This is a genomic window from Sinomicrobium endophyticum, assembly GCF_052983315.1.
Genome location: NZ_JBRKIS010000052.1, coordinates 44758 through 63196 on the forward strand (window position 1 = coordinate 44758; position 18439 = coordinate 63196).

Here is an 18439-nt window from a genome sequence, read left to right on the forward strand (position 1 = left end):
TTTTAAAATATAGACATATGTTTTTTTCAGGCTACTATAGCACTAACTAAATGACATTGCTAAAGGAAAATCCTGCGGAATTGAATTTTGTCATGTTCTAAGCCCTGTTTTATAGTAAATCCAGCATCCTTTCCAGGGCCATTCCTCTCGATCCTTTGATGAGTAAGGTTTTTCCGGGGAGTCCGTTTTCCAGGATATGGGATTTCAGCGCGTCGAAATCCCGGAATTTAAGATGTGCGGATCCTGTCCGGAAAAAGTTTTCACCTACCAGTATCACACTTCCCGAGGGTAATCCGGATACCTGGTCCGCTATATACTGATGTTCTGTCTCTGCTTCGTTGCCGAGTTCGAACATATCCCCGAGAATGAGAGCTTTATCCGGGTAGGGAAGGGCCGTAAAATTTTCGAGGGCCAGTTGCATGCTGCTGGGGTTGGCATTATAAGCGTCCAGTATGATTTTACGCCCGTTCTTTTCCACAATCTGTGAACGGTTATTGGAGGGAATATAAGCTTCTATCGCAGCTTTAATGTTGCCGGCAGATATTTCAAAATATGTTCCTATGGTAACTGCCGCTGCAATATTATTAAAATTATAATGCCCGATGAGTCCCGAGTGTATGTCCTGATCGCTAAGCTTAAGATTTACAAAAGGAGCGGCCCCGGTAAATTCTACCCGTACCTCCGAAACTCCTTTGGAATCGTACCCGAACGTATACGGGTAAGCCTTCAGCTTTTCCGATTGGATAGGGTCTTCGGCATTGTAGAAAATAAGTTTTTCTTTTTGTACCAGGTATTGGTATAGTTCGCTTTTGCCCTGTATTACACCTTTGATCCCTCCGAAACCCTCCAGGTGTGCTTTACCGAAATTGGTAATGTAACCATAATCGGGATCGGCAATGGAACAGAGGAGTGCTATTTCCCCGAGGTGATTGGCTCCCATTTCCACGATTCCTATCTGGGTGTCTTTGTTCATGGACAACAGAGTGAGGGGTACGCCTATGTGATTGTTGAGGTTGCCTTTGGTGGCTACGGTCCGGAATTTTTTGGAGAGTACCGAATGTATGAGTTCCTTGGTGGTGGTTTTCCCGTTACTCCCCGTAAGTGCAATGATGGGGAGAGCCAGTTGTTTCCTGTGGAAGCCGGCCAGTTGTTGAAGCGCTTTTAAAACATCATCAACAAGAATAGTCTCTGTGCCGGAATGGTAATTGCTTTCGTCTATAACAGCAAATGAAGCCCCTTTGTCCAGTGCCTGGGCGGCAAAGGCATTGCCGTTAAAATTATCTCCCTTCAGGGCGAAAAAAAGATCTCCTTTTTCAATTTTCCGGGTATCGGTGCAAACCTTGTTGCACGATAGGTATGCCTGGTAAAGTGCTTCCGTATTCATGTGGTAAAAATAGCAAAAAGCCCCGACCTGTTTACAGTGCCGGGGCTTTGATATTATTTTTTCTAAGGTATTATTAACCTCTTGGTCTTTTTCTCTTTTGTTTGGCTTTAGAGCCTACTCTGGACATGGCACACCGGAAACCTATGTAATCCGTAGCCATGTATTGCGGCAGGTATCTTCGTTGCGCAGGATCGAGCCAGTAGGCGCGGTCTCTCCAGGAGCCTCCTTTAAAAACCCTTACATCATCGCCGATAAGTGTGGTCCTGCGGTTGGATTTATCATACTCCATTACCATCTTCCCTTCTTCATCCACCTCGATCTTGTGGTCGGGAGAGTTGTACATTTTTCTCGTATCTCCACCGGCAGTAGATTCGTCTTCCTCGTAAAACCTGTCGAAATACCTGGAAGAACTGAAGTCACCATCCCTGTAGTTCCTGTTATCACTCCTGGAGAAGTTAGGTCTCAGGTAGGCGTCTTCTTCTGTGATAGGCACCTTGACCACTTCACCCGGAAGGTTTTTGGCAATGATTTTTCCGTTGGGCAGTGTGTCATACACAACCTGGTCCGGGTCGAGTACGGTTACGGTACCATCGTCATTTATGGAGGTTTTGGTATATACGTTACCTCTGTAGTAGTTAAAGTCGTTGGCTTCATCATCTACAACCGGGCGGTAAACATCCGCGACCCATTCCGCGACATTTCCGGCCATATCATAGAGGCCGAAGTCATTAGGAGGGTAGGTTTTAACCTGGGCAGTTATGTCGGCACCGTCATCGGACCATCCTGCAATACCACCGTAATCACCTCTTCCCTGTTTAAAATTGGCCAGTTGATCTCCTTTTGCAGATTTTTTTGAGGATCTGGTGTATTCACCGTCCCACGGATATTTTTTTCTTCCTCTTACATTGTTGTACTCGCGGTTGCCCACAATAGCTATGGCGGCATATTCCCATTCGGCTTCTGTAGGGAGCCTGTATCCGGGAAGTATAACACCCGAAGTGAGCTTTGCATATACATTGGTACTGTCCTGGGCTTTTTTCTTTTTACCCTGCAGGCTGTCTACCCTGCCGCCGTAAGCAGCCCGGGGATTCATCAGGTAAGTACCGGTACTGAATGTTCCGCTTACCTCACCGACCGTAACGGCATTTTTGGTGCCTTGTGCAATATAGCCTTCTTTTTCCAGGGCAAGTTCGTTTACCCTGTCGGTCCGCCATTCGCTGAACTGTACCGCCTGTACCCAGTTTACACCAACTACCGGGTAATTGGCATAGGCAGGGTGACGAAGGTAATTATCGGTCATTACTTCGTTGTACCCCAGTCGGTTTCTCCATACCATGGTGTCCGGAAGGGCTCCGGAATAAATGTTTTCATACATAGGAGTTCCGGGAGGAAACACTTTTTTCAACCAGTCCAGGTATTCCAGGTACATAAGGTTGGTCACTTCGGTTTCATCCATGTAAAAAGACTGCACGTGCTGCTGCGTCGGCGTGTTGTTCCAGTCGTGCATAATGTCATCCTGTACTTTTCCCATGGTAAAAGTACCTCCTTCTATAAATACCAGGCCCGGAGCGGTTTCCTGTTCTTTGAAATTAGTATTGTATTCAAAGCCTCCGTCACCGTCATTTATCTTCCATCCGGTGGCCCTTGATGTGTTCTTGTAATCCGATTTGGAGTTTTTACACCCCGTAAACCCGCCGGTGATAGCAATGAACAATACCAACAGTTTAAAATTAATCTTCATAGAAAAAAGATTTGAGTTGTCCGAGAAATATGCGTGCAATATAGCAATTAACGAAATATTTTTACTTTTTATACCGAAATTCTTTTTTTAAAACTAACGGTATTAAGACACTTGTAATAACGTTGAATGACTCTTATTATTATGTTGGGAGGAAAATACTTTGGTGGAGAATGCCATCATAGACAAAGTGTTGAAATGGCGTTATGCGCAGTATGGATGCTGTGTATGACGCTCCGTGCCTTTTTATGTTGTGAAAAGAAAGAAAATGTATACAAGATAATTACAAAAATAACGTTAAGAAAAATAGAATGGCTTGTTTCCCGAAACTTGTATAACTGTAATTATAGATTATATTTGTTACAAATCTACCAATCTGAACATGAAAAAAATATGTATTCTTATTGCTATTGCATTTTTTGCAATGCTAGGACCATTACACGCTCAGAATAATGATTACCGTCCCATAAATCCTGCGATGCCTTTCCTACGGGTTGCCGCAGATGCCAGATCGGCAGGTATGGCAGATATGGGGGTAGCTACATCGCCCGATGCTTTTTCCCAACAGTGGAACCCGGCGAAATATGTTTTTTCCGAAACGCAGTACGGTATTGGGGTGAGCTATACGCCTTATCTTACCGAGCTGGTGGACGATATGGGCCTGTTGAATCTCAATTTTTACAAACGCGTGAACGAACGGAGCGCTTTTGCCTTTAGTATCCGGTATTACGGTTTGGGCGGATTTGAATTCCGGCAGACCGCATTTGATCAGGCGCGAGAGGTAAAACCGAATGAAATAGCCTTGGATGGTTCGTATTCCCTGAAGCTGAGTGAACAATTTTCCATGGCAGTAGCCGGAAGGTACCTGCGTTCGGATCTGCGCCTTACCGAAGTGGATGGAGCTGTAGATGCCAGGGCTGCCAATTCCTTTGCCGTGGATATTTCCGGCTATTACCAGTCTCCGGAAATTGCGTATGCCAACTTTAACGGTAGGTGGCGTGGCGGATTTAATATTTCAAACGTAGGACCCAAGATAAGTTATAGCAGTGACAATACACAGGAAGAATTTCTCCCGACCAATCTGGGACTTGGCGCCGGGTTTGATTTTATTTTTGACGCGGATAACAGGCTGATGACCTCGGTGGAGTTTAATAAGTTACTGGTGCCTACACCAAGTGATTCCAACGGGGATGGTATCATCAATATGGAAGATGATTATTATAATAAAGGCTTTGTGGGAGGTATTTTCGATTCGTTTGGCGATGCTCCGGGCGGATTCAGCGAGGAGTTGCAAGAGATAACCTGGGCTTTGGGGCTGGAATATATGTACCAGGAGGCTTTTGCTTTGCGTACCGGGTACTTTAACGAGAGTAATGATAAAGGAGCCAGGAAGTTCTTTTCCCTGGGCGCCGGGTTTACATTTAATACGACTACTATAGATCTGTCTTACCTGTTTTCGACATCCAAAGTACAAAACCCTCTTGAAAATACCCTGCGTTTTTCGTTGCGGTTTAATTTCGGGGATAACTTTACGGAATTTTAATTATGAAAGAAGTAGAGATCACATCCAGGATTGTAGTGTATGATAACACCGATGAGCTTCCGGAAGTTATCCGGGGTCTGATGCAGAAAGCTATGGAGGCCCGGAAAAATGCGTATGCCCCGTATTCCAGGTTTAAGGTAGGGGCCGCTTTACTGCTGGATAACGGGGAAGTGGTTATAGGTAGTAACCAGGAGAATGCTTCATATCCTTCCGGGTTATGTGCCGAACGTGTTGCGGTATTCCAGGCAGGAGCCAGGTTTCCGGATGTGAAGATCCGCGCCATGGCTATCTCGGCAGCTTCCGACAACCGTACGGTGCTGACCCCCATACCGCCATGTGGAGCCTGCAGGCAGAGTCTGGCAGAATACGAGGTAAAACAGGAAGAGCCTATGGAACTGTATTTTATGGGAGAAACCGGGAAGGTAGTAAAGGCCGCTTCGGTTAAAGACCTGCTGCCCCTTCTGTTCGATAAATCCAATTTGTAGTTTTCTGATATTGTCGTCCGAAAAAGCGCCGCTTTTTCTGTTTGGTCTTCCGGTTTTTAACTTCCGGTGCCGGACTTTTTTTAATTTAACAAAAAACCAGAATAAAACTCTTCTTTTCGTTTTTTCACTTTTATTGAAAATGTTACTTTTGTAACTCGTAATTAAAAAGTCCCATTTTTCATTATTTGGGGTGCGGCATCAATTTAAAGACTAATTAAGATATTTGATGAAACGGACATGGATTTTTAGAGGTTGCAGGAATGTGGCCGGAATAGATTCATGTGCGGGAAAAGCGGTTCCAGGTACTCAAAACATCCCGATGTGTGTCGGGATGGTGTATTTTGACCGCTGAAAAAAATTAAACACATGAAAAAGATCACAAAAGAAGTGTACCTGAAGTGGTACGAAGACATGCTGTTCTGGAGAAAGTTCGAAGATAAACTGGCTGCAGTTTACATCCAACAAAAGGTAAGGGGATTTCTTCATTTGTACAATGGTCAGGAGGCTGTCCTTGCGGGATCACTCCACGCGATAGACCTGTCCAAAGATAAAATGATAACAGCATACAGGAACCACGTTCAGCCGATAGGTATGGGAGTTGATCCGAGAAGGGTGATGGCCGAGCTATACGGAAAAAGTACAGGTACTTCCCAGGGACTCGGAGGTTCCATGCATATCTTTTCCAAAGAAAAAGGCTTTTACGGAGGTCACGGTATCGTAGGAGGGCAGATTCCTCTGGGTGCCGGAATGGCCTTTGCCGATAAATATTTCAAAAGAGAAGCAGTAACCCTTTGTTATATGGGAGATGGTGCCGTGAGACAAGGGTCGCTTCACGAAACTTTCAACCTGGCAATGTTATGGCAACTACCGGTAGTGTTTATTTGTGAGAACAACGGGTATGCCATGGGTACTTCTGTGGCCAGGACCGCACATACTACAGACATATGGAAACTCGGTCTCGGGTATGAAATGCCTTGCGGACCTGTAGACGGAATGAACCCGGAAAAAGTAGCCGAAGCTGTTGATGAAGCTGTAGAGAGAGCAAGAAGCGGCGGCGGTCCTACTTTCCTGGAAATGAAAACATATCGGTACAGGGGGCACTCCATGAGTGATGCACAGCACTACAGAACCAAAGAGGAGGTAGAGGAGTATAAGAAAATAGACCCTATTACCCAGGTTCTGGATATAATAAAAGAAAAAAAGTACGCTACGGACAAAGAAATAGAAGCAATGGATAAACGGGTGAAAGACCTGGTGAAAGAATGTGAGAAGTTTGCCGAAGAATCCCCATATCCGGATAAAAATGTGATGTATGATGTGGTGTATGCCCAGGAAGATTATCCGTTTTTACCTCATAAATTATAGTTCTTATGGCTCAAGTAATTAATATGCCGAGATTAAGCGATACCATGGAAGAGGGTGTCGTGGCAAAGTGGTTGAAAAAAGTAGGAGACAAAATAGAAGAAGGCGACATCCTTGCTGAAATAGAAACGGATAAAGCTACTATGGAGTTTGAATCCTTCTACTCCGGCACACTGCTGCACATAGGAATAGAGGAAGGCGACGGAGCACCTGTCGATTCCCTCCTGGCTATTGTAGGAGAAGAAGGAGAAGATATCTCTTCATTACTGAATGGTGAAGGCGGAGGATCGGAAGCCAAAGAAGACAAAGCGGAGAAAAAAGATTCTTCCGAATCTGAAAAAGAAGAAGAAACCGAAGAAACTTCCGGAGAAATTCCCGAAGGCGTAGAAGTGGTTGCCATGCCGCGTTTGAGCGATACGATGGAAGAAGGTACCGTAGCCAGCTGGTTGAAAAAAGTTGGCGATAAGGTAGAAGAAGGCGACATTATGGCTGAAATAGAAACAGATAAGGCCACGATGGAGTTCGAGTCTTTCTATTCCGGTACATTACTGCATATTGGTATACAGGAAGGGGAATCTGCACCCGTTGATGCGGTTCTTGCAATTATAGGCCCGGAAGGTACGGATGTGGACGCTGTTCTTAAAGTTGTTAAAGGTGGAGGAGCCAAAAAGGAAAAAAGCGCCGGTAAAGAAACATCCGATGCTGCTTCAAAAGCCGAAGATTCCAAGGAAAGTCCGAAAGAAGGTACTTCGGTATCTCAGGACGGAGGTAGAATATTCGCTTCGCCGCTTGCCAAAAAGATGGCGGAAGATAAAGGTATTGACCTTTCCAAGGTAGAAGGAAGCGGAGAAAACGGAAGGATTGTAAAGAGAGATATAGAAAATTATACGCCTGCAGCGGCAGAAACCGCTCCGGCAGCATCTGCATCCAAAGAGCAGGCTGCCCCGGCGGCCCAGGCCATGCCTTTTGTTCCCGCAGGTGAAGAAAGTTCCGAGGAGGTTAAAAATTCGCAAATGCGGAAAACCATTGCCAAGCGCCTGGGAGAATCCAAGTTTACCGCGCCACATTACTATCTTACCATAGAAGTGGATATGGACAATGCCATCGCTTCCAGGGGACAGATCAATGCATTGCCGGATACCAAGGTTTCTTTCAACGACATGGTCGTAAAAGCATGTGCGATGGCCCTGAAGAAACACCCGCAGGTGAACACATCGTGGAAAGGGGATACTACACTTTATAACCACCATGTACATGTTGGAGTAGCAGTGGCCGTAGACGAAGGACTGGTAGTTCCCGTAGTACGCTTTACCGACCAGATGACCCTTACTCAGATCGGGGCGCAGGTTAAGGACCTTGCCGGAAAGGCCAGGAATAAGAAGCTGACTCCCCAGGAGATGGAAGGCAGTACTTTTACCGTGTCTAACCTGGGAATGTTCGGTATACAGGAATTCACTTCTATTATAAACCAACCCAATTCCGCTATCCTTTCCGTAGGATCGATAGTGCAGAAACCCGTTGTTAAAGACGGACAGATCGTGGTGGGTAATACGATGAAAGTGACTCTTGCGTGTGACCACCGTACGGTAGACGGGGCAACAGGCGCGCAATTCCTGCAGACGTTACAACATTACCTGGAAACCCCGGTGACCATGCTCGCATAGTCCCGCACAGGTAAAATAAATAAGAGAATCCCGTTCCTTCCATTATAAGGAACGGGATTTTTTATATATTTTAGCCAATACAACAATAAATCAGTTTCCGTATGAAAAGGTATTTTTATTCTGTTATATTCTTTTGCGGTGTAGTCTTCGGGCTGAATGCCCAGGTAGAACAGGTGCAGGCAGAGTATATTGTAAATGCAGAGGACGTTCGGGATGCTTTGGAATTTCTCGCTTCGGATGAACTGGAAGGAAGGGACTCCGGAAGCCCCGGCATCGAAAAAGCGGCACAGTATATAGAAAAAGTGTTCGCCGACCACCGGGTAAAACCTTATTTTTCTTCGTATCGCGATACGCTGGACAATTTTAAAGAACCCGCATATAATGTTGTAGGATATGTGGAAGGGAATGATCCGGAGCTCAAAAAGGAGTTTATCATTATCGGGGCGCACTACGATCACATAGGTATCCAGGAACAGGGCGAAGGCGATGATGTTATTGCCAACGGGGCCAATGACAATGCTTCGGGGACTACCGGGGTTCTGGAAATGGCCAAATATTTCGGAGATTTCCATACCAATAAAAGAAGTTTACTTTTTGTATTGTTCTCAGCCGAAGAAAAGGGCCTTCTAGGCTCGCGGCACCTGGCCCGTAAACTGCGAACGGAAAAACTGAATCTCTATGCCGTGGTAAACCTGGAAATGATAGGAGTACCCATGACAGCCGATTATACCGCTTATATTACAGGTTATGAAGATACCAATATGGCAGAAAAAATGAATGTATATGCCGGTAAAAACCTGATAGGCTTTCTGCCTAAAGCCAAAGATTTTCAATTGTTCAAGAGGTCGGATAACTATCCTTTTTTCCTGGAATTTCAGGTTCCTTCACAAACAATCTGTACGTTTGATTTTACCAACTTTGAGCACTATCACAAAGTTGGCGATGAGGTAGAATTGATGGATATTGATCACATGACCTCTTTTATTTCTGAAATGATCCCTGTTATGGAGAAAATGGCAAATACAGAGACCAAAGAAATAGAGTTTACAAACGAATAAATAATATATTGCCGGGACTCGGTTTTTGGTCTTATATCTAAGCTCTCAAATCTAATATCTATACGATTTTATGAAGAATGTCATAATCACGGGGACAAGCCGTGGGATAGGCCTGCAATTGGCCCGGATATTTGCAGAAGCCGGGCATAACGTACTTGCCCTTTCCAGGAATGAACGTCCCGTTATGGAGTGGAAACACCCGAATATAACCTCTTTTTCATTTGACCTGTCTGCTAAAGCCGACCTGGAAAAGCTGAGCGGTTTTATCTCTGACAAGTGGAACGGAAAAGCGGATATTCTGATCAATAATGCCGGAAAACTGGTTAATAAGCCTTTTGCGGAAATCACCCCGGAAGAATTTGAAGAGGTATACCGGGTAAATGTATTCGGGGTGGCAGATGTGACTCGGACAGTCCTTCCTTTTATGCCCAAAGAAGGACATGTAGTGAACATCAGTAGTATGGGTGGGGTACAGGGAAGTGTGAAGTTCCCGGGGCTTGCAGCGTACAGTTCTTCGAAAGGAGCGGTAATAACCCTTACCGAATTGCTGGCGGAGGAATATAAAGAAACCGGCCCTTCTTTTAATGTACTGGCTTTGGGGGCCGTGCAAACGGAAATGCTCGAAGAGGCATTCCCGGGGTATCAGGCGCCGCTTTCCGCTTCGGAAATGGCCTCGTATATTTTTGATTTTGCCCTGAACGGGAATGCTTATTATAACGGTAAGTTACTACAGGTATCCAATTCCACACCGTAATTTTTGTAGTTTCGATTTTTTGTAATACATACGGATTATGAACTCGTTTAAACTTTTTCCATCCCGATAATTATCGGGAGGCTGCAAAATGATCTTTTTAGCCCATATTTCGTCTTTTTCTCACCCCATAGCCACGGCTATGCGGCTCAAAAAAGCCTGCATCTGGACTAAAAACCTCTATTTTTCACTTCAATCAAAAAAGTTTAAATGAGTTCTATAACTGTTAACTATATTGTTGCAGGATAAACATGGAGAGCATATACCAGTGAAGGACATTTTACGAAAATACTTGCCGGAGAGGGCGGTAGACCTTTGTTTTGAGTTGGTCCGGAGTAACGGGGTTTACCTGAAGATCGTCAATGAAAGGGTAACCAGGCACGGTGATTATCGTCGTTTACCGGGTGGGATGCACCAGATTACGGTAAATGCCAGTCTTAACAAGTATAAATTCCTCATTACGCTGGTGCATGAAGTGGCGCACCTTGTGGCATTCCGGGAATACGGACGGAATATCAAACCGCATGGTATAGAATGGAAATCGACATTCCGGAGGTTAATGCTGCCTTTTTTAAATCCTGCAATTTTCCCGGATAACCTGTTGCCCCTGCTGGCTAAACATTTCAGAAACCCCCGGGCAAGTAGCGATACGGATGCTTCGTTAGCACTGGCTTTAAAGCAATTTGATCCGGAAAACGATAAAAATTATATCTTTGAACTCCCCTATGGATGTTTTTTTCGTATATATAACGGACGGATATTTCGGAAAGGGCATAAAAAGATAAAGCGGTACGAATGTGTGGAAGTGTCTTCCGGAAAAGTCTATCTCTTTAATCCCAATGCGGAGGTAGAATTGTTGCCGGACCCATAAATAGTTTTTATACCGGCAGGTGTGTCCGCATCTCTGAAACTTGATAATCGAACGATAACTACCCGATAAACTGTTTTGAAATTGAACAAAAATTACTATGCAATATTGATGGCCGGAGGAATCGGCTCTCGTTTCTGGCCCGTAAGTACTACGGAATTGCCGAAGCAATTCCACGATATGCTCGGAACGGGGGAGACCCTCATCCAGAAGACCTTCAGCCGGTTGAGCCGTATCATTCCCGAAGAAAACATCTGTATTCTCACCCATGAGCGTTACAAAGACCTTGTGCTGGAACAATTACCTAAAGCGAATCCCGGGCAAATATTGCTGGAACCCGCCATGCGAAATACGGCGCCCTGCATCCTGTATGCTTCCATGAAGATACAAAAGGAAAACCCGGATGCCGTAATACTCGTAGCTCCCAGCGATCACTGGATAGAGGAGGAAGAAGTATTTGCCGGGGATGTAAAACGTTGTTTTGCGGCCTGTGAGAAAAAGGATATTCTGATGACCCTGGGGATTACCCCAACCTTTCCCAATACCGGGTATGGTTACATCGAATACGATACGATATCCGGAACGGAAAATGACGGTATCTGCCAGGTGGTGAAGTTTAAGGAAAAACCGGATTATGAAACGGCAAAACAGTTCCTGAAACAAGGGAACTATTTATGGAATGCCGGTATATTTATCTGGAGTGCTAAAAGTATTTTACAGGCATTTCAAACCCTTCAGCCGGATATGTACCAATTGTTTTTAAAGGGGAAATCCAAATACAATACCCTTGCGGAAAGGACCTTTATCCGTAAAAACTATTCCAAAGCAGAGAATATTTCCATAGATTACGCTATTTTAGAACGTTCGGACAACATACATGTGTTGCCGGCAGATTTCGACTGGAATGATCTGGGTACCTGGGGCTCCCTCTATGAAAAACTTCCGAAGGACGATGCGGGCAATGCTGTGGTAAATGCCAGGACGCTCATTGAAGATGCCGGTAACAATATGATCCGTACCAGTGGAAAAAAACTGGTGGTGATTGACGGTCTGAATGATTATATTATTATCGAAAAAAAGAAAGTACTATTAATCTATCCCAAGCAAAAAGAACAGGACATTAAAGAAGTGTTGAAAAAAGTAAAACAAAAGTTCGGAGAGGAATTAATATAACAGTTTATGCAAGAGAATAAGAATTCTGCTGCGCAGCCTGACGAAAAAGATGGCGGCCAGAACAATAGTACGGAAAATGTAAAAAAAGATTTTTCGGGCTTGCTGGACAGCCTCAAAACCTTTTTCGGGGAGCTACTGGATATCCGTTCCAACACAGACCAGGAGACAACCATAGAGCATATTAAGAACGACATTCCGTTTAAAGGCCATAATTCCTGGATTTTGATATGTTCCATATTCATCGCATCGGTCGGATTAAATGCCAATTCTACGGCGGTAGTTATCGGAGCGATGTTAATATCCCCGCTTATGGGGCCTATATTGGGTATGGGTATGTCTATTGCCATTAATGATGTGGATACCCTGCGAAGGTCGGTAAAGAACTTTATGGTTATGGTGGGGCTCAGTATCCTTACGGCTTTTCTCTTCTTCCGGTTTTTCCCTTTGCGGGACGAGTCATCGGAATTACTGGCGCGAACCGCGCCGGATATACGTGACGTTCTCATTGCTTTCTTCGGTGGTCTGGCACTGGTTATAGCCCGCGCCAAGAAGGGTACTATTGCCAGTGTAATCTTCGGGGTGGCTATAGCCACGGCTTTGATGCCGCCACTTTGTACGGTAGGTTTCGGGCTGGCCATTGCAAACTGGGAATACGCTACGGGAGCCATGTACCTTTTCCTTATCAATACCATATTCATAGGTCTGGCGACATTCCTGGTGCTCAAAATATTGCGTTTTCCTATGGTGCGCTATGTAAATTCGGCACGGAGAAGACTTATTTCCAGGGTAGCCTCCCTCATAGCTATTATAGTTATGATACCCGCCGGATACACCTTTTTTAACGTATGGAAAGAATCGAGGTTTCGCAACGATGCCAGGAAATTTATTCATACCGTAGTAACACCTTACCAGTTTTCGAAAGGCGGGCTGTTCCTGGAGAACCTTTCCGAAATAAATTATAAAAAGGATGGAAACTCTACCATAGAGCTGGTTTTTATGGGAGATGAGGTCATTCCGGAAAATGTTATCAATACCTGGGAAAACCAAAAACAGGCGGATTATCCCACCCTGAAAAATGCGGAACTTCGTATTGTACAGGGCGGACAAAATGACTCGGAACAGAAATATAATTACGTACAGGAATTATATGAGTCCAACAAAAAAGAGCTGGTGAACAGCTCCGAGAAGATCCGTTTCCTGGAAGATGAAGTGGAAAGGCTGCGTAAACTTACGTATAATGTAGATTTTGCAAAGCTTAGCCAGGAGGCCAAAGTCTTGTATGACGGGGTAGGGGAGTTTCGTTTTTCCAATGAAATCAGGACAGATTTTTCCAAAACGGATACGGTGCCCGCTTTTACTGTAAAATGGAAGGAATCTGCCACTGCCGCTCAACGCGAGAAGGAATATGAGAAATTGAAAAGCTGGCTGCAGTTAAAAACCTCTAATGATCAGGTGGAGATAAAACAATTGAACTAAAAGAACTCGTTCAAAAATAAAAATCGGGGGTGCGGAAGAAATTCAATCCCCCGTTTTTTATCAGTTCCTCTCTTCAATATACATCTGGCGAACTTTTTTGAAGAGTTCGGAAGAGTATACAAAATCTGTTACTACTTCGTTATCGGTCTTGAAAATTTCCTTGTTACTGCCTTCCCAGGCTTTATGGCCATCTTTCAGAAAAATGATCTTTTCCCCGATTTCCATTACGGAGTTCATATCATGCGTATTGATTATCGTAGTAATATCATACTCCCGGGTAATTTCCTGTACGAGATTGTCAATTACGATGGCGGTTTTCGGGTCCAGTCCGGAATTGGGTTCGTCACAGAAGAGGTATTGCGGTTTGTTAACGATCGCCCTTGCAATGGCCACACGCTTTTGCATTCCCCCCGAAATTTCCGAAGGGAATTTGTGATGGGCGTCCGTAAGTTCTACCCGGTTGAGTACGAAATCAACCCTGTCCTGCATTTCGCCGGGAGAGTTGCTGGTAAACATCTTGAGGGGAAACATCACGTTCTCTTCCACGGTCATGGAATCGAAAAGGGCGCTTCCCTGGAATACCATGCCCATCCGCTGACGAAGTTCCCGTTTTTCATCATCATCCATTTCCGAATAAGTGGCACCATTATATATGATATTCCCTTCTTCGGGAGTGAATAGTCCGAGAAGCGATTTGAGAAATACGGTTTTCCCGGAACCGCTCTGCCCGATGATAAGATTTGTTTTCCCCTTTTCAAAAGAGGTTGAGATACCTTTCAGAACGGGCGTGCCGTCAAAGGATTTATGTAAGTTTTCTACAACAATCATCAGCCGAGTAACATTTGAGTGAGAATATAATTAATGATAATGATCACTACGCTGGTCCATACAAAAGAAGTAGTACTGGCTTTACCGACCTCCAACGCCCCCCCTCGCATGTAAAACCCGTGATAGGAGGGTATTGTAGCCAGTATAAACGCAAAGATAAAGGTTTTGGAAAAAGCGTAAAAAACGTGATAGGGTTTAAAGTCGATCTGAAGCCCTTCTATAAATTGTGCGCTGGTACTAAAATCCCCCAGGACACTTGCAGTCCAGCCTCCTAAAATTCCCAGGTACATAGCTATGGATATTACGAAGGGATACAGAAGCAAGGCTATTATTTTTGGAAATACCAGGTAATTCAAGGCATTAATTCCCATTACTTCTAAGGCGTCTATCTGTTCGGTAACACGCATAGTGCCAATACTGGAAGTTATATAAGAACCCATTTTCCCGGCCATAATAATAGAGATAAAGGTCGGGGCAAATTCCAGTATTACCGATTGCCTTGTGGCAAAGCCCACCAGGTACTTTGGAAGTAGAGGGGAATCTGTATTTAAAGCAGTCTGTATGGCTACCACCCCGCCTACAAAAAAGGAGATAAAAACCACAATGCCCAGGGAACCGTATATCAGGTCGTCGATCTCTTTGAGGATGAGTTTTTTCATGATTACCCACTTGGTGGGCCTCCTGAAAACTTCCAATATCATTAAAAAATACTTGCCAATGGCTTCGAAATACTTCATACGGTAAAAATATAGTAACTAAAGTAAAAAAAAATAATGTTAGGCAGTTTATTTCGTCAAGATCATTTTTTTGTGATAATGGAATCGACATGATAAAAATAAATACATGAAAGGACAGATCGTTAAATAATGCATTGGTAACCGGTTTTTAATGAGAACTGTTTACTTTTACAACTCTTAAAATTTAAAAGTTATGAGAAAATTAGCAGCTGCGGTATTATGTGTATTCGCAGTATTCGGTTTGAAAGCGCAAACAGGAGAAACTCCTTACGCAAAACCCAAACTTGTAGTAGGGATCGTGGTAGACCAGATGCGGTACGATTATATTACCAGGTTTTGGGAAAAGTATGGTGACGAAGGTATAAAACGCCTGGTGAATGACGGGTTTAACTGCAGGAACAATCATTACAATTACGTGCCAACCTATACAGGCCCCGGACATGCTTCCGTATATACGGGGACCACTCCGGCAACACACGGTATTATAGGTAATGACTGGTATGATAAAGAAGAGGACAGAATGGTCTATTGTGCCGGGGACGATACAAGGCAGTCCGTTGGTACGAAATCGGATGCAGGGAAAATGTCTCCGCACCGGATGAAAACCACTACCATAACCGACCAGTTACGACTGGCCACGGAACTCCGCGGTAAGGTGATAGGAGTGGCCCTGAAAGACAGGGGGGCGATTCTGCCTGCCGGGCATGCAGCTAATGCTGCATATTGGTTTCATGGTAAAGATGAAGGAAAGTGGATAACAAGTTCCTATTATATGGATGGGCTTCCCGAGTGGGCAGAAAAATTTAACCGATCCGGCAAAGCGAAGGAATATGCTACCACATGGAATACGCTCTACGATATAGATACCTATGTGGAAAGCGGGCCCGATAACAATCCTTATGAAGGTCCTTTTAAGGGAGAAAAAACGCCTACATTTCCCCATGAATTAGGTAAATTAATGAAGAATAACGGAGGATACGATATCCTGAAATCGGTTCCTTACGGAAACAGTCTGACCGTAGATTTTGCCCTTGCCGCCCTGGATGGAGAAGATCTCGGGCAGGATGACATTACCGACTTTCTTGCGGTAAGCTTCTCGGCTACGGATTACGTAGGGCACCGGTTCGGAGTAAACTCGAAAGAAGTACAGGATACTTACCTGAGACTGGACCAGGACCTTGCACGGCTTCTTTCCGCATTGGATGAAAAAGTAGGAAAAGGGAAGTATACCGTATTTCTTACGGCAGATCACGCTGCGGTACATGTGCCTTCCTATCTGCAATCTCTCAACATCCCGGCTGGTTATTTTGACCAATTGAACTTTACACTTCATATGAAGGACTTCGCAAAGGAAAAGTATGGGATAGACGGATTGATAACAAATATCTCCAACTCCCAGATCTTTATAGACCACAAAGTTGCCCGGGAAAATAATCTGCGTATCCGGGATATACAGGATGACCTGGTAGAAGAGGTTATACAGTACAAGGATGTGGAGAAGGCATATGCAGCACACGTATTTACCGAAGCGGAATTTACGGAGAGGATAGCTGCACTGCTGCAAAGAGGATACAATCAGAAAAGATCGGGAGATGTGCTTTATGTACTGGCACCTGCAGTTATTTCTTATTCTAAGACCGGGTCTACGCATGGCTCTGCTTTAAACTACGATACCCATACGCCTCTTTTATTTTACGGAAACGGGATCAGGAAGGGGAAAAGTACCGTAGAAGAAACGCATATTAACGATGTGGCTCCTACGATAGCGGTTCTTTTGGGAATTGCATTCCCAAGCGGCACTACCGGCCATCCGGTACAAAAGGCAATAGAGATTGAGGAGTAGATCAAGTATTTTTGCAAATCATTTTATACAATTAAGCTTAGTACATGACAAAATTCAATTTGGATGGATTTCCCTCGATTTCTTACCCCGTCCCTCGTATGTTTGTTCTTAAATATTTTTATAGAATAGGTTTTAAAAAATATGAGATTTATGGTTATTTGAAAACTTAAATACAAGGAAGAAACAGGTAATAGCATCCCTGCCCAGATAACTTTTATAAGTATATCGCCCTTTAGATCTTGCACCTGTTTCTTTTCTTCTTATAGTCTGAATAGTATCTAGGAAATTGGCCATATTGCCTGTATTCCGTATAAAAACGAGGAAAGACAAAGAGAAGAAGTCCTTTATTGATTTAAATAACTATGAGAAAAATATGTGCTGGAATCGATATCTCCATGGATGATTTTCATGGATGTATAAAAATCCGATTAGAAGATGGTTCTGTGAAAATTAAAGGGACGCGATCTTTTAAAAATAACAGGAAAGGACATGAAGAGTTCTTGGAATGGGTTTTAAAAACAAAGGGACCTGGCCATAGTTGCCCCATAAGGTTTGTCATGGAAGCAACCGGTGTTTATTATGAAGACTTAGCCTATTTCCTTTATAAAAAGGATCAGGAAGTATCTGTTGTATTGGCCAATAAAATAAAGAACTATATAAAAAGTCTTCATATAAAGACAAAAACAGACTCCATGGATTCCAAACATATAGCCGGATATGGAATAGAAAGAGTATTAGATCGTTGGCACCCCATGTCTCCCATGTATAAAAAGTTAAGAGACCTTTGCAGGGAGTTACTCTCCTTTAAAAAAGAGCTTCAACGATCGAAGTGCCAATTACACGCCATGTATAAGTCGCATGAGAAGCTCGAAAGCATTATAGGGTTAAAGATCGAACAAATGGAATTTTATGAAAAAGCTATTCAAACCATCAAAAAAGAAATCAAAAACACGGTGGACCAGGATAAGGAATTAAAGAAAAAAATTGAGAAAGTAGAGACAGCTCCTGGTTTGGGTTTTGAAACCATTGTAATTTTAATCGCTGAAACTAATGGGTTTGCATTAATCCAAAACATTCGCCAGTTAATAAGCTATGCAGGACTTGATGTTACATTACATGAATCCGGAAAATACAAAGGGAAATCCCGAATATCAAAACACGGCAATTCGAGAATACGACAGACTTTATATATGCCTTCTATGACAGCGACAAGAGTTAATGAATCGATTAGAAATTTATATGAAAGAGTTTGCGAAAGAAATCCAGCAATAAAACGTAAAGGGATTGTGGCAGGAATGCGTAAATTATTGATTCTTGCTTATACCCTTTGGAAAAAAGAGCAAGAATACGATAAAGATTATCAATGGAGGTAATTAGTCCATAAAATAAAAAAAGCGGAGCATTACACTCCGCGCTAGATAGACTTCAAATCCACAATTGGAAAAAAGTCTTCTTTGTAGGATGGTAAAAGTAAAATAAAATCAAGATAACGACAAATTCATTAGGTTTTTACCATAGTATCTAAAGGG

Annotated in this window: 15 protein-coding genes; 11 read left to right on the forward strand and 4 right to left on the reverse strand. The window is 43.6% G+C overall.

What is annotated here, in order from left to right:
• Positions 1-109: 109 nt before the first annotated feature.
• Together ACVBDU_RS20255 and gldJ are read right to left on the reverse strand one after the other, a co-directional pair.
• A complete protein-coding gene (locus tag ACVBDU_RS20255) occupies positions 110-1384 on the reverse strand; it encodes a UDP-N-acetylmuramoyl-tripeptide--D-alanyl-D-alanine ligase (RefSeq protein WP_447181513.1) in 1275 nt (424 codons plus the stop codon).
• 73 nt (positions 1385-1457) lie between these two features.
• Positions 1458-3125: a gliding motility lipoprotein GldJ gene (gene gldJ / locus ACVBDU_RS20260; protein WP_447181514.1), complete on the reverse strand. Its 1668-nt coding sequence runs from the start codon at positions 3123-3125 to the stop codon at positions 1458-1460.
• A gap of 379 nt (positions 3126-3504) precedes the next feature.
• Between gldJ and porV the strand changes: the two genes are divergently transcribed.
• The 9 genes from porV to ACVBDU_RS20305 all read left to right on the forward strand — a co-directional run bounded on the left by porV (position 3505) and on the right by ACVBDU_RS20305 (position 13502).
• Positions 3505-4665 (forward strand): type IX secretion system outer membrane channel protein PorV, encoded by a 1161-nt coding sequence (porV, locus tag ACVBDU_RS20265; RefSeq protein WP_447181515.1) that lies wholly within the window; start codon positions 3505-3507, stop codon positions 4663-4665.
• Positions 4666-4667: 2 nt separating this feature from the next.
• A complete protein-coding gene (gene cdd, locus ACVBDU_RS20270; protein ID WP_447181516.1) occupies positions 4668-5150 on the forward strand; it encodes a cytidine deaminase in 483 nt (160 codons plus the stop codon).
• Between the two features lie 366 nt (positions 5151-5516).
• Positions 5517-6515, forward strand: coding sequence for a pyruvate dehydrogenase (acetyl-transferring) E1 component subunit alpha (pdhA, locus tag ACVBDU_RS20275; RefSeq protein ID WP_447181517.1), 999 nt, complete (start codon positions 5517-5519; stop codon positions 6513-6515).
• A gap of 5 nt (positions 6516-6520) precedes the next feature.
• The gene (locus ACVBDU_RS20280; protein WP_447181518.1) at positions 6521-8176 is read left to right on the forward strand and encodes a pyruvate dehydrogenase complex dihydrolipoamide acetyltransferase; all 1656 of its coding nucleotides are present in this window, start codon (positions 6521-6523) and stop codon (positions 8174-8176) included.
• A 101-nt stretch (positions 8177-8277) separates the two neighbouring features.
• Complete coding sequence (locus ACVBDU_RS20285) at positions 8278-9234, forward strand: M20/M25/M40 family metallo-hydrolase (RefSeq protein WP_447181519.1); 957 nt, start codon at positions 8278-8280, stop codon at positions 9232-9234.
• Positions 9235-9304: 70 nt separating this feature from the next.
• Positions 9305-9988 carry an SDR family NAD(P)-dependent oxidoreductase gene (locus tag ACVBDU_RS20290; protein ID WP_447181520.1) on the forward strand — a complete coding sequence of 228 codons (684 nt, stop codon included), beginning with the start codon at positions 9305-9307 and terminating at the stop codon, positions 9986-9988.
• Positions 9989-10253: 265 nt separating this feature from the next.
• Positions 10254-10856 carry a SprT-like domain-containing protein gene (locus ACVBDU_RS20295; protein WP_447181521.1) on the forward strand — a complete coding sequence of 201 codons (603 nt, stop codon included), beginning with the start codon at positions 10254-10256 and terminating at the stop codon, positions 10854-10856.
• Between the two features lie 81 nt (positions 10857-10937).
• The gene (locus tag ACVBDU_RS20300) at positions 10938-12026 is read left to right on the forward strand and encodes a mannose-1-phosphate guanylyltransferase (protein WP_447181522.1); all 1089 of its coding nucleotides are present in this window, start codon (positions 10938-10940) and stop codon (positions 12024-12026) included.
• 6 nt (positions 12027-12032) lie between these two features.
• Positions 12033-13502 (forward strand): TIGR00341 family protein, encoded by a 1470-nt coding sequence (locus ACVBDU_RS20305; RefSeq protein ID WP_447181523.1) that lies wholly within the window; start codon positions 12033-12035, stop codon positions 13500-13502.
• 60 nt (positions 13503-13562) lie between these two features.
• Here ACVBDU_RS20305 and ACVBDU_RS20310 read toward each other — a convergent pair whose 3' ends face one another.
• Both ACVBDU_RS20310 and ACVBDU_RS20315 read right to left on the reverse strand, forming a co-directional pair.
• Positions 13563-14330 carry an ABC transporter ATP-binding protein gene (locus ACVBDU_RS20310; protein ID WP_447181524.1) on the reverse strand — a complete coding sequence of 256 codons (768 nt, stop codon included), beginning with the start codon at positions 14328-14330 and terminating at the stop codon, positions 13563-13565.
• Positions 14330-15067: an MlaE family ABC transporter permease gene (locus ACVBDU_RS20315; RefSeq protein WP_447181525.1), complete on the reverse strand. Its 738-nt coding sequence runs from the start codon at positions 15065-15067 to the stop codon at positions 14330-14332. Before ACVBDU_RS20315 ends, ACVBDU_RS20310 begins: the two co-directional genes overlap by 1 nt.
• Positions 15068-15260: 193 nt before the next feature.
• On the opposite strand from ACVBDU_RS20315, the gene pafA reads away from it, so the two are divergent.
• Both pafA and ACVBDU_RS20325 read left to right on the forward strand, forming a co-directional pair.
• On the forward strand, positions 15261-16910 hold the full coding sequence (pafA, locus tag ACVBDU_RS20320; protein ID WP_447181526.1) for an alkaline phosphatase PafA: 1650 nt from the start codon (positions 15261-15263) through the stop codon (positions 16908-16910).
• Between the two features lie 362 nt (positions 16911-17272).
• A complete protein-coding gene (locus tag ACVBDU_RS20325) occupies positions 17273-18283 on the forward strand; it encodes an IS110 family RNA-guided transposase (protein WP_447178497.1) in 1011 nt (336 codons plus the stop codon).
• Positions 18284-18439 lie beyond the last annotated feature (156 nt).